The sequence below is a fragment of the Bacillus cereus group sp. BfR-BA-01453 genome (assembly GCF_022662915.1).
Taxonomy (GTDB): domain Bacteria; phylum Bacillota; class Bacilli; order Bacillales; family Bacillaceae_G; genus Bacillus_A; species Bacillus_A paranthracis.
Genome location: NZ_JAKUEN010000008.1, coordinates 171,453 through 191,799 on the forward strand (window position 1 = coordinate 171,453; position 20,347 = coordinate 191,799).

Consider the following 20,347-nt stretch of genomic DNA (forward strand, 5'->3'; position numbering starts at 1 on the left):
AATAATTGCGAATCATGTAGAAAAAAATAAGAATATTTCGTATAATTTAAGTACAATTATTTTGAAAATAGGGGTGGCATCATATGGAGCAAATTCCGGTAAAGAGAATAGAAGAAGTACTTGTTGTAGCAGGGGATGACAAACAAAAGCAAAAGGAATTTTATGAATTGCTCTTATCTACTGAGTTTTATGTTGCTGGCTCACTAGAAGCAGAGGAAGGGGCAACAGAAGGGATACTTCGTTTGCGTCATTTCCAAGGAGAGGGTAGATGGATCGTTCCGTTCTTTACACAAATGGAATTTGTAAAAGACGTGTTGCCAGAAGGAACACCCCTTATTACGATACGTGGGAAAGAATTATTTAGTAGCATTGAGAAAGATGCTACAGCCGTATTAAATGTCGGTACTGATATAAGTAAAACATTTATTCCAGAAGAAATTGCAGATATCGCATCTGGACGAATTTTTAATTATTATAAATAAAAGGAAAAGCGTAATCGCTTTTCCTTTTTAATTTGAACACGGAGTGGCTATGCCAGAAGAAATAGAGAGTGTTTTATTATTTGTATTTATTGTCGCTGTAGCTCCAAGAGGGATTCCGATGTTTGGGCTTATATGTCCAATCGGTAAACCGAATAGGACAGGTATAGCATATGAAGTGAAATATTCATATAGTATTGTTTGCAATGATTGAGATGGTTTAGAAGGAGTGCAGTCATGACAACTTGTAAAAATAACACCACTACATTCATTAAACTTTCCAGATAAAAGTAGCTGATTTAACATGCGGTCAATGCGATATGGTTCTTCCCCAATGTCTTCAAGCAATAAAAGTTTATTGGCTGTATTTATCTCGTAGGAGGAGCCAATGATACTCGTTAACACCGCTAAATTGCCGCCAACTAACTGACCTGTAACTGTACGGGAAGAGCTAGGTACGATACATTCTGAAGCAGATAAGATAGTTGAATATGGGTGAAATAGTTGGTTGAAAGAAGATAAAGAAAGAGAATCTATATCTTTCCCTAATTCTTCAACCATTGGGCCATGAAAAGTAATAAGCTTTGCATAACGTGAAAAGGCAGTATGTAAAGCTGTAATATCGCTATATCCCCAAAAGATTTTAGGGTTTTGCCGAATGATTTCATATTGAATGTGGGGGAGGAGACGAGCACTTCCGTAACCACCTCGTGCACAGAAAACGGCCTTTACTTCATCATTTGAAAATGCTTCATGTATATCATCGAGCCGGACTTGATCCCTTCCAGCTAAATATCCGTATTTCTCATAAACACTCTTCCCGATTACTACAGATAAACCCATTTCTTGTAGTACGTTTACCCCTTTTAATACATTTTCAATTGTTGGTGGGCCGGACGGTGCAATAATCATTACTGTATCACCTTGTTGTAATGCATTTGGATATATCATTGTTTTCAGCCTCCTTCACTTTCAATATATTCGCTTCATAGGAAGTTCAATCCTTGTAAAAGAAGGGGAAAGTTTGTCAAATAAAGAAGATATAAAGGGAATAGGAGGAGAAATGATGTTTACAAGTCGAGTTATAGATACATTACAAATTAAGTATCCCATCATTCAAGCGGGTATGGCAGGTGCAATTACGACGCCTGAGCTTGTTGCAGCTGTAAGTAATAGCGGAGGATTAGGAACGCTTGGAGCAGGCTATATGAGCCCTGAACAAATTCGTGATGCAATTTATAAAATAAGGGAACGAACGGATAAGCCTTTCGGTGTGAATTTACTGCTAACGAAAGAGATACAAATAGAAGAAGAGAAGATAAATTTGGCCAAGGGATTACTTAGCGGAGTGAATAGAGAATTCGGTATAGAGGAAGAAGAGCAGTTAAAGCTTCCAAAAAGTTATAAAGAACAATTACAAGTGTTAGTAGAAGAAAACGTGCCAGTCGTTAGCTTTGCATTTCAAACGTTAGAAAAAGAAGAAATAGATGAATTGAAAAGAAGAGGAATTAAAGTCATCGGAACAGCTACTCATGTGGCAGAGGCGAAAGTACTTGCTGAATTAGGAGTAGACATTATTGTCGGTCAAGGTAGCGAGGCGGGGGGGCATAGAGGAACGTTTATCGGGAAAGAACAGGACGCTATGATTGGGACGTTCGCATTAATTCCGCAGTTAGTAGCAGCTGTCCCTCATATCCCGATTGTTGCAGCAGGTGGTGTAATGAACGGACAAGGGCTTGTTGCGGCATTTACACTGGGGGCAGAAGCTGTTCAAATGGGATCAGCCTTTTTAACGAGTGAAGAAAGTATTACGCATGATGTATATAAACAAGCGGTTTTACGTAGTACAGATACGAGTACAACTGTGACTCGTGCGTTTTCCGGGAAATATGCACGGGGTATTCGTAATGAATTTATAGAGAAGCATGAAGGGAAAGAAGAAGGGCTTCCGATGTATCCAGTGCAAAATGTATTAACCTCTAAAATACGCCAAGAAGCAGCAAAACGTAATAAAGGAGAATATATGTCGCTTTGGGCAGGACAAGCGTCATCATTAGCACGAATGGAATCAGCTCAGCATGTAGTGGAGCGAGTGATGAAAGAAGCAGATAACGTAATCGAACAATTGCAAAATGTATATAGAAAAAGACCACTTGAATAATTCAAGCGGTCTTTTCTTTAGTTTGCTTTATAAAATTGTTGGATGGCTTCATCGATATAAACCCAGCCTTTCCAACCTAAGTGCATGTGATCTTTTAAGAAGTACTTATCATACTCATGATTTGAGAAGTCGGCAATTGGATAGCCAGCTTTCTCAATTTGCTCATGAACTTTCTTATAGTACAATTCTCGGCGTTCTTTCGGGAAGCCAGCGTAATCGTACCAAGGACCTTTTACAGGAACAGAAATGAAGAGTGGTTTTGCACCAGATTGTTTTAATAAATCAAGTGCAATTTGTAAATCTTCATATTCTGGCGATTGATCATAAGCATCATTTTTTAAGTAGCCTTCACGTTGTTTTAATTTCTTCTTGATTTTGCTGTTGAAGTAACCATCTTCGATACCATATTCGTTAGATCCAGATTCCGCTGCACCTGTTTGATCTGCATGTTTACGAGCTTCATCCCAGTTCATTTGTTTTAATGAAGGGTCAAGTTTTTCTTTATGCGGTTTAATATCAAACATTGCTGTAAATAAATCTTTGCGATCTAAAATGTTTCGATAAATATAAGCGAAAGGTTTAGCAGCAAGTGCTTTTACTTTATGCTTTGTATCATCGTAAACGATACCTTCAAGCGAAATTTTAAGTAAAGTTTCTTTCTTAACAATCTCAAAGTTTAATAAACGTTTTGCAATTTGCTTTTTCATTTCAGGTTTTACATCATCGTTGAAAATGAAGTGGTAACCTTGTTGTTTTGAAAAGTTAGGTGCAAAGTGTGTTTCATCAATACCTTGTGGCACAAACCATTGCGGAGAAAGAACGAATACCATTTTCTTATCCTTCAATTGATCCATTGTAGATGCAAAGTTTAATACATGTACAAGATCTTGTGTTCCACCGCGTCCAAGTAGGAATGGTGTGAAGCCTTCAGGCTTTACTTTGAAATAGTTTGATGGATGGTAAGCATCCATACGTGCGAATTCTGATGATCCATACATCGGAAGGTATTTCGAGTCTGCTAACATCTTTTGCTGTAAAATCATACTTTGAATCTTTTCTTCTTTTAAAGAAGTTGCAGCTTGTTCTACTTTTTCATCACTTAAAAGTGGAAGTAGGAAGCGCGTTGGAATAAGTAAGAATACAGCAAAAAGGGCCAATGCTAAAAGCATCGGACCAAATTTTGCTTTGTTCATCGGATTTCTTCCAACTTCTTAATAACCATGTTTGGAGTAGCCCACTCGTCACGGTCAAAATCAGAAATAGAAACTTCAATATCTAAACGCTCTTGGAATTCAACTAATAAAGATACTACAGCGAAAGAATCAAGAATACCTTCTTCAAATAATTGAACATCTAAGTTTTCTTTCACAATATCGTTTTCACATACTTCTTCTAAAATATCTAATACTTGCTCTTTGAATTCTGCCATTTTTAAAATCTCCTTTATATCCGAAATATATTATATGTGCAACTTCTTATTAGTTATAAGAAGAGTGCATTAAAAGTATCTGTTAAGGTGTCCAGAGAAAATAAGGAAACCGAAACATACAACGTGGAACGTAATTACGATCGCAAGGACGTGTGTAAATTTATTGTTTGGCCAAAACTTATGCTTCTTGTTTTTTCGTTCGAAAATATCGAATAAAATGAACAGTGCGGCATGATAGAGACCATAAATAATGTATTGATACACATGCTCACCAGTAATATGCCAAATTCCCATGATGAAAAAGTTTAAAAATGCACCGATATACGAAATTGTGTAACGGTTCTTAATTAACTTTTTCTTCGTTGCAAAAAAGACGAAACGCATGTAAATAAAATCACGGAACCAGAATGATAAACTCATGTGCCAGCGGTTCCAGAAGTCTTTAATATTACGGCTAATGAATGGCTTATTAAAGTTTTCTGGCGTCTTAATTCCCATCATATAACTTACACCAATTACAAATGAGCTATAACCAGCAAAGTCGAAGAATAAATATAAGCTATAGCTATACATGTAAATCATATTAGATAGAATTGTATCTTGCTGTGCAAATGCGGGATCCATAAAATATTGTTTTATTAAGTAAGCGATAATAAATTTATACAAGAAACCTTGGAAAATACGGTTTAATCCTGTATATAATAAGTTTTGATACTCCTCAGCGCTAGGTGGCTTTTGAATATCTTTTTGGAATCTACGGTAACGATCGATAGGTCCCGTTGAAATAGCTGGGAAGAATAAAACGAATTCCCAAAAATTAAAGAAGGATAGTTCTTTAATTAAGCCATCACGAACCTCAAATACCATTTGTACTGCTCTAAATGTTACATAGGACATTCCTAGAAATACAATAAACTTTAGATCAGGTGCAAACGGTGCGATTTTTGCCAAAATAAGTGGCAAAATCGATAAAATAACAGCTACACAAAAAGTGAGTGTACTATTCTTTTGTTTTCTTAATAATAAATAGCCTTTAATTAAGGCATATTGCCAAATAATAAATGCGGCTAACATAATTGCTTGCTTCGGTTTATCCGAGAAGATAATAGCAAGCATGACTAGTGTTAAAACGGCATTATATTTACGCAACATTTTACCTTTTAATCCAGCTATGATAGTAGGTATTAATAAAATGCCCACTATAGCGAAAAAATAAAATGATCCATATGCGGTCATGCTGTAACCTCACTCAATAATTTTTTGCGATCTACCTTTCCATTTGGTGTCATTGGAATAGAAGATTGATACATGAATTTACGTGGAATCATGTAGTTTGGTAATCGCTCATTGAGTTCTTTTTTGATTGCAGATGTTAATTTGAATTCTTTTTCAAATGAATGTTCTCCAGGAACAACAACCGCTAATAAATAATCGTATTTCTCACCTTTTTTAATTGGAACGATAACTGCTCCTTCTACGTAAGAACAAGCACGAAGGTGATGCTCAATTTCTTCTAATTCCATTCGATAACCATGCAGCTTAATTTGGAAATCAAGACGACCATTATAGAATAGAAGACCATTTTCAACATAGCCAGCATCGCCTGTTTTATAGGCGCGCTCACCGTCAATCATAGTAAATGCTTTTTCTGTTAATTCAGGGCTTCCTAAATATCCAACGCTTACGCTTGGACCAACAATTACGATTTCACCTTTTTCACCATCAGGCGCAATCGTACCATCTTCTTTCATAATAAGAAGGCGGCAGTCTGATTTACAGTAGCCAACTGGAAGTGATTTGTATTGATCAAGCACTTCTTCTGTAACGTGAATACCTGTTACAGCGACAGTAGCTTCAGTTGGACCGTACGTATTCATAATTGTTGCTTTTGGGAAACGCTCAATTAATTTTCTAGCTACTTCATTTGGTAACACTTCACCGCAGAATAAGAATGTTTTCATGTTTGGTAGCATACTCTCAGAGAAAGATGCTTCCATTAAACACATCTCTGCGAAAGATGGTGTGGAAGTCCATACTTGTATATCCGATTGCTCTAAAGAAGCAAACAAGTCTTTTGGACGTGCAATCATATCTTTATCGATTGCCCAAAGTGTCCCACCTGTTACTAATGATGGGTAAATATCCATGACAGATAAATCGAATGAGAAAGGTGCTTGGTTTAAGAATACTTGCCCCGTTTGTAAGTTGAAATCTTCTACAGCCCATTTTGTAAAGCTAACAAGGCAGTTATAAGTAATCTGAACCCCTTTCGGATTACCTGTGCTTCCTGATGTGTAAATAATGTAGAAGTTCTCATCACCTTTTACCGCATGTTCAGGATTTGGAGTGTTCCCTTTATGAGTAAAGAAAATATCTTTTAAGTTGTCTTCACTTACGATGCGAACTGGTAAATCAGTTACAGTTACTGCTGTTGCCGATAAAAGTAATTTCGTACCAGAATTTTCAGCAATACGTTGTACACGATCAGCTGGGATAGATAAATCTACAGGGATGTAAGCATGTCCAGCTTTTACACATCCTAAAAAGTTAATAATCATTTCAGGTTGCATATGGCCATACACCATAATTGGTGAACGATCGTCTGGATACTCAGAAGAAATCCAATGTGCTAACGCATCAGAATCTTCCTTTAATTGTTTGTACGTAATTTTCGCATCTCGCCAAACAAAAGCGGTTTGATCAGGCGTTTCTGCAGCCCACTTTTCAATTTGTTCTAATAACTTCATAACGTTCCCACCCTAGAATTCATTGTAAATAAATGTACTTGTGTTTGTATCATGGAATCCATACAACCAAAGTAATGCAAATAAAATTGCAAGGTAATAAACCGTCTTTGCAACCCATTGTGTGAGTGGTCGAGACCATATCTCTTTTAATCTTTCCATGTCTTTCCCTCTCTTAATGAAATAATAGCTCTTTGTAGGTATCATGTCCTACATTATTGTGAAAAAAACAAAATCCCACATTTTAGGTAAAAATAAGTCAAAAGGCTCTTTTTTGATATTAGCACTAAATACTAAAAAAGAAAATCCCTAACTTAGCAATTATATTACATTCAGCATGAATTTGTAATGGGTTTGACATGTAAATAGAAAGGAGATTGTGTGAATACATAAAAGTGGACTATAAGAATACGTAAAAAATACAGTATTTGTTTTTATTAATCATTCAAGATGGAGTAAACTTTTAAATTTCTAGTTATTTTGAAAAGGAGGAAATTATCATGAATAGAGTGTGGAAGAATCTAATTTCGGAAGAAAATATCGTGAAATGGAGAAGGCACTTCCATAAGTATCCGGAATTATCATTTCATGAAAAAGAAACTTCGCAATTTATATATGATACATTATGCTCATTTTCTTCTTTTGAAGTAACGAGACCGACGAAGTATAGTGTACTAGCAATTAAAAGAGGTGTGAAGCAAGGGAAAGTAATTGCGATTCGAGCTGATATAGATGCTTTGCCAATTCAAGAGGAGACAAGTAAACCTTATACGTCTGTGAATAAAGGTGTAATGCATGCATGTGGGCATGATGCTCACGCGGCTATTTTGTTGGGTACAGCAGAAGTGCTAGCAAATATAAAGGGAAATTTTTCAGGTGAGATTCGTTTATTCTTTCAGCATGCAGAAGAGGTGTATCCTGGCGGGGGACAAGAAATGGTTGAAGCAGGCGTAATGGATGGTGTTGATTATGTAATAGGTTTACATGTTATGTCAGGACTTGAGAGCGGGAAGATAGGCATTGCGTATGGGCCGATGATGGCTGCACCAGACGTATTTACAGTTGAGATTCAAGGCAAAGGAGGACACGCGGCGCGACCAGAAGAAACGATAGATCCTATTGCTATCGGAGCACAGATTATTACAAATCTACAACATATCGTATCAAGAAATACAAGTGCTTTTATGCAAAGGGTTGTTTCAGTTACACAATTTCATGGGGGAACGGCTGACAATATTATTCCTAGTACAGCAACTTTAATGGGAACTGTTCGTTCATTTAATCAAGCATTGAGGGTGGAAGCAGAAGGGAAAATCGAGAAAATTGTGAAAGGAATTACAGAAGCACATGGAGGATCGTATACATATACGTATCGATATGGATATGATCCCGTTATTAATGATGAATATATTACGAAAATAGTAGAAGAAAGTGCACTACATTTGTTTGGGAATGAGCGTGTTGTGAAGCTTGAACCTTCTATGGGTGGAGAAGATTTTTCAGCATATTTAAGAAAAGCACCTGGTTGTTTCATTAAATTAGGAACAGGTAATGAAAATATATATACTTGTTATCCACATCATCATCCGAAATTTGACTTGGATGAATCAGCATTAATTTGTGGAGTGGAGCTATTTTTAGAGACGACTATAAGATTACTAAAATCATAGAAAAACAAAAAAAGGCAACTGCACTCTATTGCAGTTGCTTTTATTTCTTTCCGTCAGAGAGGGCTGAGAAAGAACTATGCTCATTTATAGTATATGAATAGCTAACGGACAAGCTTGTACATTTTAATCATTTTTAAAAAAAAAGTTGTTGACAGTGATAATCAATATCAATTAATCTAAAAATAGTTGAAATTGATAATTATTATCAATAGGATGGATGCGACATGTTAATGAGAAAAAATTTTCACCTTCTGCGGAGGGGATTAAAAGATAAAAATAAAGATGTTGATCAGCATATGGAATGGCAAAGAAATGTAATTCGGTCTGAATATGTAGATGAGAAGAAGAGCATTCAAACAGAAAAAGAGATACAAAGTAAAGGGAGAGGTTCAGTTGAGTAAGTTAGTAATGATTTTTGCAAGTATGAGTGGAAATACAGAGGAAATGGCTGACCATATTGCCGGCGTAATTCGTGAAACAGAAAATGAAATTGAAGTTATTGATATTATGGATTCACCAGAAGCTTCTATATTAGAACAGTATGATGGAATTATTTTAGGTGCATACACTTGGGGAGATGGTGATCTTCCTGATGATTTCTTAGATTTTTATGATGCAATGGATTCTATTGATTTAACTGGGAAAAAAGCAGCAGTATTCGGATCGTGTGATTCGGCTTATCCGAAATACGGAGTGGCAGTTGACATTTTAATAGAAAAGCTACAAGAGCGCGGGGCAGCAGTTGTGTTAGAAGGACTAAAAGTAGAATTAACGCCAGAAGATGAAGATGTAGAAAAATGTTTACAGTTTGGAGCTGAATTTGTAAAACACCTTTCTTAATGGCAGAAGGGTAACTAACTGTTACGATTTATTTAACCAATTATAACTAAGGTGAATTAAATATATCAGTAAGCCCTGCTAGTCAAGTGATTGGCTAGTAGTGAGGGTTAACTGCGGGCAATCCCTAAAGCTGATTGAACTACAACGTGGCTAGAAATGGTGAGCGTGAATGTCGCGAAAGCAGAAAAAATCAATCAGATCGTGCAAGGTTAAATCCTAAACACTAGAACAATGGGTCTTCCGCCTCGAATCATCTAAGTCAAAAGTGATAAGATGAACGTTCAACGACTATCTCGTATAACTGACGAGAGTACACCACAAGCCTATGGTGGTGGAAAAATCCTCTATCTCTAAAGAGATAAACATATAGTCTGCGCTCATGTGAAAACAGGAGAAGTTCATAAGAGAACTGGCTAAGGAATTGCGCCCTTAGTTGAACGAGATACATTTAATTAAATCTATCAAACCTCATTGAATTTATCGAACATACGTGCTATGTTTAGCTCAATGAGGTGAGAATAATAATGAAATTTTCACGAATTAGTCAAGTATCGAAATTAACAGGTTTGCATCCGAGTAGTCTAAGGAGAATGCTGGTGGAACACGCTACGATTCAGAAGAACAAATCTTTCATTAAAGGAGTTACATTCTGATGATATTAGCGAAGAAAGTTAGACTGATTCCAACGCCTGAACAAGAAAAAGTGCTTAGAAACCATGCTGGTGCTGCGAGATTTGCTTATAACTATTGTAAAAGAATGAGTGATAGATACTATAAGCTATTTGGAAAATCTGTTTCACAGTTAGCTTTACAGAAACGATTTACAAAGATCAAGAAGCGAAAGAGATATGAGTGGTTAAAAGACATTAATGCACAAGTTCCTAAACAGGCTTCAAAAGATTTTGATACGGCGAGAAAAAATTCGTTCAAAAAGTACAAAAATGGGTATCACACTTCTTATAAATCCAAAAAAGATTTGATTCAAGGATTTTATGCCAATTATGAAAGACTGATTATAGGAAAGAGAGTAGTTCATATTCAGTCTATTGGAGAAGTGAAAACAAGCCAACAACTACCAAGAAATAAAGAACCATCCAATCCAAGAGTTACCTTTGATGGTCGTCACTGGTGGATTAGTGTAGGATTCCAAGAAGACTTTGAATTACAAGAACTAACGAATGAGTCGATTGGTGTGGATGTTGGTTTAAAAGAACTTTTTGTAGCTTCTAATGGTATGAAAGAACGAAATATAAACAAAGATGCCAAGGTTAAAAAACTTTTGAAAAGGAAAAAGTCAGCACAAAGAGATATGTCTAGGAGATTTAAAAAAGGTGTAAAAATTCAATCTGCCGGATATGAAAAAGCGAAAGCTGAGCACCTGCGGTTATCTAGGAAAATTACGAATATCCGAAATAACCATATCCATCAAGCAACAGCTACATTGGTGAAAGCCAAACCAATGAGGATTGTTGTGGAAGACTTACCTATCTCAAACCTGTTAAAAAACAAAAAACTATCGAAAGCATTTTTATTTCAAAAATTAAACTTCTTCTTTCAATGTTTATCATACAAGTGCGAGAAATATGGCATTGCGTATGTAAAAGCTGATAAATGGTTCGCCTCAAGCAAGATTTGCTCATGTTGCGGCGTAAAATACGACCATTCAGTTCAACCAGAAGGACAGTGGAGTTTAAAAATACGTGAGTGGTGTTGTGCTTCATGTAATAGCCATCATGATAGGGATGTAAATGCGTCGATAAATTTATCAAGATGGGTACAATAAATGCTTGATAATAGGAGGTAACGATACTGCCTCGTGTGGAGTGTTATACCCCTCGTCCCTTTGGGGCTGCGAGAACACGATGAAGCACTAACTTGTGTAAATTTGATTGAATTGTATAGATTTAGTTAAGTTTATCGTATCGGAGAGGAAGAGCAAGTGCATGAGAAAATCGCAATCAAAACGATGACAGATTATCATTTGTATGATTTTATGCGTTGTCCGCATAAATTTTATTTCCGTCATATAAAAAGAAGAGAACCTTCTTCGTTTGAATGGCAACAAATCGCACAAATGATTGTGAATCGAATTATTAACGAATATTACACACTACCTGCGGGCCAACAAACGAAAATCGTACTTTTACTATTAATAGAAAAGTATTGGAAAAAAGTAAGGATTAATATGTTTGCTTCAAAGACGGAGTATTATATTGTGTTAGCGAAGCTAACGGATCATTTATTACAGTTTGTTGAAAGAGATGATAGTCAAACACCGCCGTTATTTTTATATGAAAAATTTCAAACATATATGGAAGAGTTAGGTGTCCACATGTCATTGACATTAGAAGTTGGTGAGTGGAGTACTGAGTCGTTTGTAATTAAAAAGTATGTTGTCGATGCAGATGAGGAAATGCTTGCTCTTTGTCAAAAGTTAATGATAGTGTTTAGTTATAAAGCTTTCGGCATTCTTCCCGGAAAAATTGAAGTTATTAATTTAATAGAAGGAACTAAGTATGAGTACATTCCGAAACAGGAAGATATTATAACTGGAATGGCTCATTTATCTAGAATGAAAGAAATGTTGCAGCAACCTGAGCATTATACAGAGCGTCATTTTCGTTCTGAGTGTATAAGTTGTGCATTTCGTAGTGAATGCCAAGGGGAAGAAGTAAAGAAAGAAGCGGAGCAGAAGAAAAATATCGTACATTAAAGGATGCAAATTTGCATCCTTTTTTGTTGTTGACATGAAAAGCTTTTCATCATTTACCGTATATTTGTAGCAGATTTTAATAAAGGGAGGAATAATCAATGAAAGATGAAACGAAAGTATTTCAATGGTTAAAAGAACAGAATGCTCCTTTTGGAATTCAACTGCAAATTTTACAAGCATTTCAACTGTATCAAGTCATTGTGGAAATGGATAAAAAGTTAATGATGTATGAGGAGAGGGAATATAGGGAGAGAATGTAATCTCATCCCTGCAGTATTACTTTCAGTTGTTCTATACCAGCTAAAAACTCAAGTTCATTCTTTGTTTCAAAGTTATAAATTATATTATGTAGTAAAGGACTGTATTGATAAAAATTTGTGATACGGTGAATGAGTAATGGATCATGGTGTGAAGTAAGTGTACAGTATTGTTCATATACTGATGTAGTAAATTCATGTCCGAAATCATCATATAGCCCAGCAAAGTCAAAGGCAGGATCTCCAATTTGAGCATCACCAAAATCAATGATTCCTGAAATGGTTTTATTTTGGTTATCAAATAAAATGTGATGATGTGTAAAGTCAGCGTGAATGATTGCATTTGGAAATACCGATGTAGCTATACAGGCAAAAAAATTCTCGAATAAACGGTTTAAGGTTGATTTCTGGAACGAAGTTAGACTGTTAGTAACATACTCATTTAATTTAGTTTGTAGCTCTTTCCAGTAGGTAAGTGTTTTTTCGGTAGGGAACCCTAACGCTGTAACACTTTTTAGAGGAATGCTATGTAGAGCCGCAAGGAAAGTAGCTAATTGTGTAATAATTATTTTTCGTTCTTTTTCATCTAAGTTCGCAACTATTTCTGTTTTTAATGGTTCACCATGAATGAGAGTATAGTAACTACAAAGAGGAACCTCATCAGATTCATTTTTATAAATTAGGTGATATTGTGGAACTTCGATTTCTTGTAGTGAGTGAGTGAGAATTGTGCACAGTTCTTTTTCTAACGGAATTCGCAGTGCATATTCCTGTTTTCGCGGGAAACGAAACAGTAGTTCATCATTTACTATAACCGCTACATTATCCCATCCTTCTTCATTTTGTTTATATGAGTGTATAGAAAGATTAGGCAAAGCTTCTTTTATATATTGTTTGTAAGAGTCCATACTTGTTCCTCGTTTCTAATTTAAGTTATTCTACTTTATGATATCAGAATTTTCTTTCTATATGTTAAAATATAACTATCATTATGAAGAAGGGCGGGAGAATTACGAAGAAAAGAATAGTAATCATTTCTCTATGTATCGTTTTTGGACTGTTTTGGTCATATAAAGAAGAAGTTTTTGCTAGCTATAAACCAATTGATCAGTACGGATTAAATAAGGAATTAAAGAACAAAAGTATAGAAACTTTAACTCATAATGAAATGAAAAAGGTAGGAGAACATTTTGTGACCGAGCAACTATCAGTGTTTGGATTTCATAATAAAGAAGATGTAAAACGAAAAGGTGAAGAACTATTTTTAAATAGTGGGTATGAACAATTAATGAAAAACTATTATCCAAATCGTTTTCAGGATTTAGAGTATAAATTTATAAACGGAGAGATACGTGAAGTAACGGCTAAAAGTTTTCTCTATCAAACTGTAGCGTACGTGGCGGGTACTGAAAATGGTAAGAGAAGCGAAATGAAATTGAATTATGAAATGAAAATTGTAAAGGTTAATCATGCATTAAAGGTGTTAGAACAAAAACAGTACGTACAATAAAGTGAAACATAAATCAGTACCATAAATAGCGGGATAAAAAAATCCCCCAGTTCTTTGAGGGATTTTAAAGGTTTTCATTTTGTTGACCAATTTCTTTTTGAGCAATATATAAATTTCCTTGCTCAACTTGTTTTTGAGTAAGAACAGAATCACCTGCATACCCTTTTTCTGTTTTTACAGTTCTTTTTGAACGATTGGAATCTTGTTTCTTCATATAATAAATCACCTTCCATCAAAAATAAACGAAAATGATAAGCACAAGCAATACAGCAGCAAAAATGGTAATACCCATTAAAAACGAAGTGTTTTTATATTTAGGTTGTTTATGTACATCTTGCCGATATCCAGGTGAAATTTCAGGGGCGAATTCTTCGTCGAATGATTGCTTTTTTTCTTTTTCGTCCATATGTATCCACCTTTCTTTTTCATTATGTTATACGTTACAAGAAAAAATATGCATAAAGAAAACAACCGCTATATTATGAGCGGCTGTTTTGCGTTGTATATTTTCTCTGAACTTGAAAGAGACGGATAAGGAGGAAGGTTGCTCCAAATGCTAGACCGATAATAAGACCGATCCAATATCCTTTTGCTGCCCAATCAGTATAGGTTGCTAATATGTAACCGAGAGGGAGACCAATTACCCAATAGGCGATCAATGTCATAATTAAGGCGACATTTACATCTTTATAACCACGTAGTGCCCCTTGTACAGGAGTTGCAATTGCATCTGAAATTTGAAATAAAATCGCAAATATAAGGAATTCTTTTGCTAAATGATGAACTTGTATATCTGTCGTATAAATCGAAGCAATTTCATCATCAAAGAAGTAAAGAAGAATGGAATATAATAGGGCGAATGCAAGTGCTAAGCCAATCCCGATAAATCCATATTGTTTTGCGTTATTATATCGTTTCGCTCCAACTTCAAATCCAACAGAGATGGTCATGGCCATTGCTAAACTTAAAGGAGTCATATATAGCAAGGAAGCGAAGTTCATAGCCGCTTGATGAGCTGCGATTGTTGTCGTACTAAAATTACTCATCATAAGTGTTACCGCAGCGAAAATACTCGTTTCAAAAAAGATAGCAAATCCGATAGGGACGCCAAGTTTTAAGAATTCTTTCCAACTCGAAAGAGAAGGGCGATATAATTGTTTAAAGATATGGAAAGATGCAAAAGGCTCTTTCGTACGAATAATCATAACGGTAATAATTAAAATGCACCAATAGGTTGCTGCAGAAGCAATTGCTGCTCCGACACCACCGAGTTTTGGAAAACCGAAGTTACCGAAAATTAATACATAATTTAATACTACATTAATTGGTAATGATAGTAATGTAATGATCATCGTTGTACGAGTTTTTCCTAATGCATCAATAAATCCGCGTAAAACTGTGTAAGTAAATAAAGGGATAATTCCAATTGCGATAATACTTAAAAATTGTGCTGCAATACGTTCTACAGGTCCTTCTAATTGCATGCCATTTAAAATAGGTGTAACAGTAAAGAAACCGATAAGGATAACAACGAGGCTAGCGAAAATGGCTAAATATACTGCCTGTATGACAACGTGAGGAACATCCTCTTTTTTCTTAGATCCAACGAGTTGTGCAACAATTGGAGTCGTAGCCATCAAAATTCCTGTTAATCCCGTACTAACTGGAATCCATATACTTGTTCCGATAGCAACACCTGCTAAATCAATAGGGCTTGCATGTCCTGACATTGTCGTATCGAAAAAACTCATTGCAAATAATGACATTTGCGTAACGAAAATCGGGAAAAATAGTAATACAAATTGCTTTAATTTTTGTGATAATGAATTAGTTTCTTTCATAAAATCCCCTTTCCGCTAAAAAACAAACTCTAACTATCATACAATTTAATCAAAAAATAGAAAAGAAATACGCGCATGCAATATGTACAATCAATAAAAAAAGGATGCACTTTAAAAGGGGATAAGGTATTATGATAAGGTGTGAAAAATTACATATTTGTTATTAAGGAGGCACTACTCGTGGCTGATTGGTTAATTGGAATAATCATGGGTGCTGTTGAAGGTTTAACAGAGTTTTTACCAGTTTCATCAACAGGGCATATGATTTTAACAGGTCATTTACTTGGATTTGACGATGAGAGAGCGAAAGTTTTCGAAGTTGTTATTCAATTGGGATCGATTTTAGCAGTTGTAGTTATATTTTGGAAGCGTCTATGGTCTTTAGTAGGTATAGGAAAAGTAACAGATGGACCATCGTTAAATTTATTACATATTATTATCGGGATGATTCCTGCCGGCGTACTTGGCGTATTATTCCATAGTGCGATTAAAGAAGTTTTATTTGGGCCAGGCCCAGTTGTCATTAGCTTAGTGGCTGGTGGTATTTTAATGATTGTTGCTGAGAAGTTTTCGAAACCAAGTACAGCAAGAACATTAGATGAAATCACATATAAGCAAGCATTTACAATCGGAATGTTCCAATGTTTAGCACTTTGGCCAGGATTTTCTCGTTCTGGTTCTACAATAAGTGGTGGTTTATTAGCTCGCGTATCACATACAGCGGCAGCTGAATATACATTCATTTTAGCAGTACCAATGATGGTAGCTGCAAGTGGTTTAGATTTAATTAAAAGTTGGGATATATTAAGTGCGGCTGATCTACCGTTATTTGCAACAGGATTTATTACAGCATTCGTTGTTGCGATGCTTGCAATTGTTTCATTCTTAAAATTACTATCTCGTGTAAAACTAACACCGTTTGCTTACTACCGTTTCATTTTAGCTGCGGTATTCTATTTCTTCATTATGTAATAAAAAAAACTGCCGAGTTCGGCAGTTTTTTTTATTTTACTACTTTTTCCATCATGCTTTCCATTACATGTTCCCAAAGAGAAGTGTCATCAGCTAATGTAGCACGGAAATTAGCGTACATTTCTTTTTGTTTCTCTTCGAATGTTGGATCTTCTTTTTCAGGCAATGTAGCGCGCATTGAAGTTACTAACTCTTGTACTTTTGGAGCACGTGGTCCCCAAACGGCTTGTTCGATTCCATCTTTATCAATGAAAATAAAGATTGGAATCGCACGTGCTGTTCCGTTTGTTAAATATTGATCCATTAATTCTAAGTTTTCATCGCGAATTAATAATGACATATCAATATTTGCAACTTCAGAAATTCGTTTCATAACAGGTACGCATAAAAGAGCATCGCCACACCAATCAGCTGTTAATACGATAACACGCCAGCCGTCATTTTGACGTTCTTCTAATACAGGAAGTAATTCATTTGGAATTAAAAAATTATTGTAAATGTGAAGTAACTCGTATTGATTTACTTTCATTTCATTTACATATGTATCAAAGGACATACCTTTATCAGCCCATTGTTGTAAGTTCATAAGTAACACCTCTTTAGTATGATTTGCTTTCATTGTACCAATTTTTATATAGAAAAGCTTGTATTCTTACTCTTTCTTGTCACTTAATAATTTATTTAATAGGAAAAGGAATAGTACGACACATAATTCAGCTATGTTGGACAGTTGTACGCTCTCTATCCAATCGTCAGCGGTATGAATGACGAACCAATCTAGTGTAATTTCAATGATTGCGAAAAGAGTAATAGAAAGCCAATTTGGCATGTTTTGTGTCATTGGATATAGCAGTGCCTTGAAGAAACTGAAGATGAAAAATATAATACCGTCTAAGAAAGTAATTAATAAAAAAAATAGAAGTAAGGCAGTGCGCGACCTATACTCTACACCAGTAATATGAAAGATTCCTACATATACAAAAAATATAAATGCAAAAATTACAATGAGGAACAGAATAACAAAACCAATGATCAAAGTTTTATCTTTTAGATTGAAATTCGAAAATTTGTCTTCTTCACCCACTATCCCAACTCCTTTTTTTGGAAATTTAACTTCATTTTATCATGAAATATCTATTAAAAAACTACGAATTATGGGAAAATAAGGTGACAAAAAGTAAGATTTCATGTAAAATTATTAATAAGGTTTTTATTTAATCAAATGAAATAAAAGGGGCTGTCAAAGTTGTCTCAAAATCGAGAGCAATTAATGGAAGAACTATCGACAAATGTTTTTGCTATGTTCCGCACGTTGCGTAATGATATTGGAAAAATATTTGGTGGTTACATACCGTGGAATGAGTTCATCGTCCTTAGAATATTGAATCGTACGAATAAAGAAATGGTATCACGTGTGGCGAATGAGTTAAATGTGTCGAATAGTCATATTACAGCTGTTACAGAAAAATTAATTAATAAAGGTTTTGTAACTCGTTCACGTTCTACGTCAGATCGCCGAGTTGTATATTTGGAGATTACTGAACAAGGAAAAGATTTAGTTGCAAAAATGGAAGGTGCAAAAAAACAATATTTGCAAGAAAGATTTTCTACGCTCTCAGAAGAAGAAATGAATATAATGATATCTATTTCTAAAAAACTTATTTAAGTCATTATAAGTGAGAAAACGCTTACACTCCGAAAAAGAAGACTTTCCTTATATGAGGAAGGTCTTTTTTCGCATGTAAAAGATTATAAAAAAGAAAATATGTAACATACTACTAATAAAGGAAGGGGGCAGAAATATGACAAATCGAAATGGTAGTAAAGGGAGCGGAAATCAAGGCTCACCGAAATCAGGGCAATTTCAACAAGAGTTTAGTGCAGAATTTGAAACTGGTAACGATAATAAAGGAAAAGAATATCGTTCGAAAAAGGGAAGTAAATCAAAAAAGGAGTGAATCATTTCACTCCTTTTTTGATTTAAGATGCGGCAGATTGATCTGTATTATATTTTTCTTCTGATTTTGCGACAATCATTGCGCAAATTGCATCACCAGAAATATTTACAGCTGTTCTTGACATATCTAGAATGCGGTCAATACCGATAATTAAGGCAATACCTTCTACCGGTAGATTTACTTGATTTAAAACCATCGTCAGCATTACAAGCCCAACACCTGGTACACCAGCAGTGCCGATACTAGCTAGTACAGCAGTTAATACGACTACAGCTAGTTGGGAAATAGTAAGTTCAACGCCGTATACTTGAGCGATAAATACAGTTGCTACACCTTGCATAATGGCAGTACCATCCATATTAATTGTTGCACCTAGTGGTTGTACAAAAGAGCTGATTGCTTTTGGAACACCAAGCTTCTCTTGTGCGGTTTTCATTGCAAATGGAAGAGATGCATTAGAGCTAGATGTACTAAATCCAATCGCCATTACTGGTCCGAAATGTTTAAAGAAACGGACAATGCTTTCTTTTGCTAATACTTTTAATAAGCCACCATATACGAAGACACCATGAATAATAAGTACTAGCATAACGACAATCATATACTTGAACATCGCAGCGACGCCTGCAAGACCCATTTTACCGACGGATGAAGCAAGCAACCCAAATGTTCCGATTGGAGCTAATTTCATAACGAGATTAACGAGATACATCATTAATTCGTTGCCCTGTTCAAGTAATGAATGAATACCTTGGACACGTTTTCCTAAAATAGCTATACCAAGTCCAATTAATACGGCAAAGGCAATAATTTGTAACATGTTTCCATCAGCCATCGCTTTTGCTGGGTTATCTGGTACGATATTTAGCAATGTATCAACGAAAGATGTTTCGGTTTTTGCACCTTCATATTTAAGCCCTTCGGTTTTAAAATTACCGCCAGATCCTGGTTGTATAATCAGTGCAAATGTAACTGCAATAGAGATGGCAACGGCTGTAGTTACAAGAAAAAATGAAATTGATTTTAAACCAATTCTTCCAAGTTGCTTCGGGTCCCCAAGACCAGCAGCTCCAAGTACGATAGAAATGAATACAACAGGGACAACTAGCATTTTAATGAGGCGAATAAACAATTGACCAAGTGGATTGAACACATATTGATTTAATGGTTCAAAAATGGATGGTGCAGCTAAATTTAAAGTGAGTCCGACAACTAAACCGAGAAATAATGCAATTAAGATTGCTTTTGTTTGTTTCAATAAAACCCCCTCCTTATTTTTGTGAAATTACTTTCTACATTAATTGTACCGAAAAACTACCTATTTTGACAATATTTTCTGAATATTTAGTACAAAAAGTATCTATTTAAATATAGATTGCTTTTACGAAAGTAAGCAGAAAAAGCTAAATAAACTATTTAGAAAACAAAATAGACCATCACATATGATGGCCTAGGGAAGGGGACAATTTATGTCAATTTAATTAGGGATGGAAGTTGTTCAAGACACTGGGGAATGTCTTATAAATTAGGGAGGAACAACTTCGATACATATACTATAAAATGTGGATGTGACGCCCATGTGAACATAGAGTGAAAGAGAGAGGGAGTTTTAAATAGAAGATAGAAAGACAAAAAATAAGACCATCACGCAGGATGGCCAAAGGAAGGGGACAATTTATGTCAATTTAATTAGGGATGGAAGTTGTTCAAGACACTGGGGAATGTCTTATAAATTAGGGAGGAACAACTTCGATACATATACTATAAAATGTG

25 protein-coding genes are annotated in these 20,347 nt (G+C 35.3%); 12 read left to right on the forward strand and 13 right to left on the reverse strand.

What is annotated here, in order from left to right; all coding sequences use genetic code 11:
* Positions 1–83: 83 nt before the first annotated feature.
* Positions 84–482, forward strand: a complete 399-nt coding sequence (locus MR070_RS17550; protein ID WP_000435209.1) for an SseB family protein — start codon at positions 84–86, stop codon at positions 480–482.
* Between the two features lie 27 nt (positions 483–509).
* On the opposite strand, the gene MR070_RS17555 is transcribed toward MR070_RS17550, so the two are convergent.
* Positions 510–1,430: a S66 peptidase family protein gene (locus MR070_RS17555; protein WP_242261711.1), complete on the reverse strand. Its 921-nt coding sequence runs from the start codon at positions 1,428–1,430 to the stop codon at positions 510–512.
* 115 nt (positions 1,431–1,545) lie between these two features.
* On the opposite strand from MR070_RS17555, the gene MR070_RS17560 reads away from it, so the two are divergent.
* Positions 1,546–2,640, forward strand: a complete 1,095-nt coding sequence (locus MR070_RS17560) for an NAD(P)H-dependent flavin oxidoreductase (RefSeq protein ID WP_000495253.1) — start codon at positions 1,546–1,548, stop codon at positions 2,638–2,640.
* Positions 2,641–2,657: 17 nt separating this feature from the next.
* Here the strand turns inward: MR070_RS17560 and dltD are convergent, their stop codons facing one another.
* From dltD to MR070_RS17585, 5 genes are all read right to left on the reverse strand, one after another.
* A complete protein-coding gene (gene dltD, locus MR070_RS17565; protein ID WP_001030282.1) occupies positions 2,658–3,833 on the reverse strand; it encodes a D-alanyl-lipoteichoic acid biosynthesis protein DltD in 1,176 nt (391 codons plus the stop codon).
* Positions 3,830–4,069 carry a D-alanine--poly(phosphoribitol) ligase subunit DltC gene (gene dltC / locus MR070_RS17570; RefSeq protein ID WP_000807310.1) on the reverse strand — a complete coding sequence of 80 codons (240 nt, stop codon included), beginning with the start codon at positions 4,067–4,069 and terminating at the stop codon, positions 3,830–3,832. Before dltC ends, dltD begins: the two co-directional genes overlap by 4 nt.
* A 69-nt stretch (positions 4,070–4,138) precedes the next feature.
* Complete coding sequence (gene dltB, locus MR070_RS17575; RefSeq protein WP_000127945.1) at positions 4,139–5,305, reverse strand: D-alanyl-lipoteichoic acid biosynthesis protein DltB; 1,167 nt, start codon at positions 5,303–5,305, stop codon at positions 4,139–4,141.
* Positions 5,302–6,816, reverse strand: coding sequence for a D-alanine--poly(phosphoribitol) ligase subunit DltA (gene dltA / locus MR070_RS17580; protein ID WP_242261712.1), 1,515 nt, complete (start codon positions 6,814–6,816; stop codon positions 5,302–5,304). Before dltA ends, dltB begins: the two co-directional genes overlap by 4 nt.
* Positions 6,817–6,828: 12 nt before the next feature.
* Positions 6,829–6,975, reverse strand: coding sequence for a teichoic acid D-Ala incorporation-associated protein DltX (locus MR070_RS17585; protein WP_000440293.1), 147 nt, complete (start codon positions 6,973–6,975; stop codon positions 6,829–6,831).
* A gap of 338 nt (positions 6,976–7,313) precedes the next feature.
* Between MR070_RS17585 and MR070_RS17590 the strand changes: the two genes are divergently transcribed.
* The 6 genes from MR070_RS17590 (at position 7,314) to MR070_RS17615 (ending at position 12,296) form a co-directional block, all read left to right on the forward strand.
* A complete protein-coding gene (locus tag MR070_RS17590) occupies positions 7,314–8,483 on the forward strand; it encodes an amidohydrolase (protein ID WP_001082778.1) in 1,170 nt (389 codons plus the stop codon).
* A 224-nt stretch (positions 8,484–8,707) separates the two neighbouring features.
* The gene (locus tag MR070_RS17595) at positions 8,708–8,884 is read left to right on the forward strand and encodes a hypothetical protein (RefSeq protein ID WP_000929023.1); all 177 of its coding nucleotides are present in this window, start codon (positions 8,708–8,710) and stop codon (positions 8,882–8,884) included.
* Positions 8,877–9,323, forward strand: coding sequence for a flavodoxin (locus MR070_RS17600; RefSeq protein ID WP_000041153.1), 447 nt, complete (start codon positions 8,877–8,879; stop codon positions 9,321–9,323). Before MR070_RS17595 ends, MR070_RS17600 begins: the two co-directional genes overlap by 8 nt.
* Before the next feature lie 652 nt (positions 9,324–9,975).
* Positions 9,976–11,106, forward strand: a complete 1,131-nt coding sequence (locus MR070_RS17605; protein WP_242261713.1) for an RNA-guided endonuclease InsQ/TnpB family protein — start codon at positions 9,976–9,978, stop codon at positions 11,104–11,106.
* 156 nt (positions 11,107–11,262) lie between these two features.
* On the forward strand, positions 11,263–12,036 hold the full coding sequence (locus tag MR070_RS17610) for a hypothetical protein (protein WP_242261714.1): 774 nt from the start codon (positions 11,263–11,265) through the stop codon (positions 12,034–12,036).
* 98 nt (positions 12,037–12,134) lie between these two features.
* Positions 12,135–12,296 carry a hypothetical protein gene (locus tag MR070_RS17615; protein ID WP_016088745.1) on the forward strand — a complete coding sequence of 54 codons (162 nt, stop codon included), beginning with the start codon at positions 12,135–12,137 and terminating at the stop codon, positions 12,294–12,296.
* 2 nt (positions 12,297–12,298) lie between these two features.
* On the opposite strand, the gene MR070_RS17620 is transcribed toward MR070_RS17615, so the two are convergent.
* Entirely contained in the window at positions 12,299–13,201 is a 903-nt protein-coding gene (locus MR070_RS17620) for an aminoglycoside phosphotransferase family protein (RefSeq protein WP_242261715.1), read from the reverse strand.
* A gap of 83 nt (positions 13,202–13,284) precedes the next feature.
* On the opposite strand from MR070_RS17620, the gene MR070_RS17625 reads away from it, so the two are divergent.
* Positions 13,285–13,803, forward strand: a complete 519-nt coding sequence (locus tag MR070_RS17625) for a hypothetical protein (protein ID WP_044792830.1) — start codon at positions 13,285–13,287, stop codon at positions 13,801–13,803.
* A 64-nt stretch (positions 13,804–13,867) separates the two neighbouring features.
* On the opposite strand, the gene MR070_RS17630 is transcribed toward MR070_RS17625, so the two are convergent.
* From MR070_RS17630 to MR070_RS17640, 3 genes are all read right to left on the reverse strand, one after another.
* Positions 13,868–14,017 carry a hypothetical protein gene (locus tag MR070_RS17630; RefSeq protein ID WP_000743738.1) on the reverse strand — a complete coding sequence of 50 codons (150 nt, stop codon included), beginning with the start codon at positions 14,015–14,017 and terminating at the stop codon, positions 13,868–13,870.
* A gap of 18 nt (positions 14,018–14,035) precedes the next feature.
* Complete coding sequence (locus MR070_RS17635) at positions 14,036–14,209, reverse strand: hypothetical protein (RefSeq protein WP_000343560.1); 174 nt, start codon at positions 14,207–14,209, stop codon at positions 14,036–14,038.
* Positions 14,210–14,282: 73 nt separating this feature from the next.
* Positions 14,283–15,644, reverse strand: a complete 1,362-nt coding sequence (locus MR070_RS17640; protein WP_000665401.1) for an MATE family efflux transporter — start codon at positions 15,642–15,644, stop codon at positions 14,283–14,285.
* Between the two features lie 180 nt (positions 15,645–15,824).
* Here MR070_RS17640 and uppP point away from each other — a divergent pair, with 180 nt between their 5' ends.
* On the forward strand, positions 15,825–16,616 hold the full coding sequence (uppP, locus tag MR070_RS17645; RefSeq protein WP_000796249.1) for a bacitracin resistance undecaprenyl-diphosphatase: 792 nt from the start codon (positions 15,825–15,827) through the stop codon (positions 16,614–16,616).
* Between the two features lie 31 nt (positions 16,617–16,647).
* On the opposite strand, the gene MR070_RS17650 is transcribed toward uppP, so the two are convergent.
* Both MR070_RS17650 and MR070_RS17655 read right to left on the reverse strand, forming a co-directional pair.
* Complete coding sequence (locus MR070_RS17650) at positions 16,648–17,235, reverse strand: thioredoxin family protein (RefSeq protein WP_242261716.1); 588 nt, start codon at positions 17,233–17,235, stop codon at positions 16,648–16,650.
* Positions 17,236–17,268: 33 nt separating this feature from the next.
* Positions 17,269–17,700 (reverse strand): YrvL family regulatory protein, encoded by a 432-nt coding sequence (locus MR070_RS17655; protein WP_000503435.1) that lies wholly within the window; start codon positions 17,698–17,700, stop codon positions 17,269–17,271.
* A 162-nt stretch (positions 17,701–17,862) separates the two neighbouring features.
* On the opposite strand from MR070_RS17655, the gene MR070_RS17660 reads away from it, so the two are divergent.
* Together MR070_RS17660 and MR070_RS17665 are read left to right on the forward strand one after the other, a co-directional pair.
* Positions 17,863–18,282, forward strand: a complete 420-nt coding sequence (locus MR070_RS17660) for a MarR family winged helix-turn-helix transcriptional regulator (RefSeq protein ID WP_000081439.1) — start codon at positions 17,863–17,865, stop codon at positions 18,280–18,282.
* Positions 18,283–18,418: 136 nt separating this feature from the next.
* Positions 18,419–18,574: a hypothetical protein gene (locus MR070_RS17665; RefSeq protein ID WP_000184931.1), complete on the forward strand. Its 156-nt coding sequence runs from the start codon at positions 18,419–18,421 to the stop codon at positions 18,572–18,574.
* A 22-nt stretch (positions 18,575–18,596) separates the two neighbouring features.
* On the opposite strand, the gene MR070_RS17670 is transcribed toward MR070_RS17665, so the two are convergent.
* Positions 18,597–19,832: a dicarboxylate/amino acid:cation symporter gene (locus tag MR070_RS17670; RefSeq protein ID WP_000814817.1), complete on the reverse strand. Its 1,236-nt coding sequence runs from the start codon at positions 19,830–19,832 to the stop codon at positions 18,597–18,599.
* Positions 19,833–20,347: the final 515 nt, after the last annotated feature.

Excerpts from the sequence above, each read along its gene's own strand:
- MR070_RS17550 (WP_000435209.1), top strand. The coding sequence starts at position 84 with ATGGAGCAAATTCCGGTAAAGAGAATAGAAGAAGTACTTGTTGTAGCA.
- MR070_RS17555 (WP_242261711.1), bottom strand. The coding sequence starts at position 1,430 with ATGATATATCCAAATGCATTACAACAAGGTGATACAGTAATGATTATT.
- MR070_RS17560 (WP_000495253.1), top strand. The coding sequence starts at position 1,546 with ATGTTTACAAGTCGAGTTATAGATACATTACAAATTAAGTATCCCATC.
- dltD (WP_001030282.1), bottom strand. The coding sequence starts at position 3,833 with ATGAACAAAGCAAAATTTGGTCCGATGCTTTTAGCATTGGCCCTTTTT.
- dltC (WP_000807310.1), bottom strand. The coding sequence starts at position 4,069 with ATGGCAGAATTCAAAGAGCAAGTATTAGATATTTTAGAAGAAGTATGT.
- dltB (WP_000127945.1), bottom strand. The coding sequence starts at position 5,305 with ATGACCGCATATGGATCATTTTATTTTTTCGCTATAGTGGGCATTTTA.
- dltA (WP_242261712.1), bottom strand. The coding sequence starts at position 6,816 with ATGAAGTTATTAGAACAAATTGAAAAGTGGGCTGCAGAAACGCCTGAT.
- MR070_RS17585 (WP_000440293.1), bottom strand. The coding sequence starts at position 6,975 with ATGGAAAGATTAAAAGAGATATGGTCTCGACCACTCACACAATGGGTT.
- MR070_RS17590 (WP_001082778.1), top strand. The coding sequence starts at position 7,314 with ATGAATAGAGTGTGGAAGAATCTAATTTCGGAAGAAAATATCGTGAAA.
- MR070_RS17595 (WP_000929023.1), top strand. The coding sequence starts at position 8,708 with ATGTTAATGAGAAAAAATTTTCACCTTCTGCGGAGGGGATTAAAAGAT.
- MR070_RS17605 (WP_242261713.1), top strand. The coding sequence starts at position 9,976 with ATGATATTAGCGAAGAAAGTTAGACTGATTCCAACGCCTGAACAAGAA.
- MR070_RS17615 (WP_016088745.1), top strand. The coding sequence starts at position 12,135 with ATGAAAGATGAAACGAAAGTATTTCAATGGTTAAAAGAACAGAATGCT.
- MR070_RS17620 (WP_242261715.1), bottom strand. The coding sequence starts at position 13,201 with ATGGACTCTTACAAACAATATATAAAAGAAGCTTTGCCTAATCTTTCT.
- MR070_RS17625 (WP_044792830.1), top strand. The coding sequence starts at position 13,285 with ATGAAGAAGGGCGGGAGAATTACGAAGAAAAGAATAGTAATCATTTCT.
- MR070_RS17630 (WP_000743738.1), bottom strand. The coding sequence starts at position 14,017 with ATGAAGAAACAAGATTCCAATCGTTCAAAAAGAACTGTAAAAACAGAA.
- MR070_RS17635 (WP_000343560.1), bottom strand. The coding sequence starts at position 14,209 with ATGGACGAAAAAGAAAAAAAGCAATCATTCGACGAAGAATTCGCCCCT.
- MR070_RS17640 (WP_000665401.1), bottom strand. The coding sequence starts at position 15,644 with ATGAAAGAAACTAATTCATTATCACAAAAATTAAAGCAATTTGTATTA.
- MR070_RS17650 (WP_242261716.1), bottom strand. The coding sequence starts at position 17,235 with ATGAAAGCAAATCATACTAAAGAGGTGTTACTTATGAACTTACAACAA.
- MR070_RS17665 (WP_000184931.1), top strand. The coding sequence starts at position 18,419 with ATGACAAATCGAAATGGTAGTAAAGGGAGCGGAAATCAAGGCTCACCG.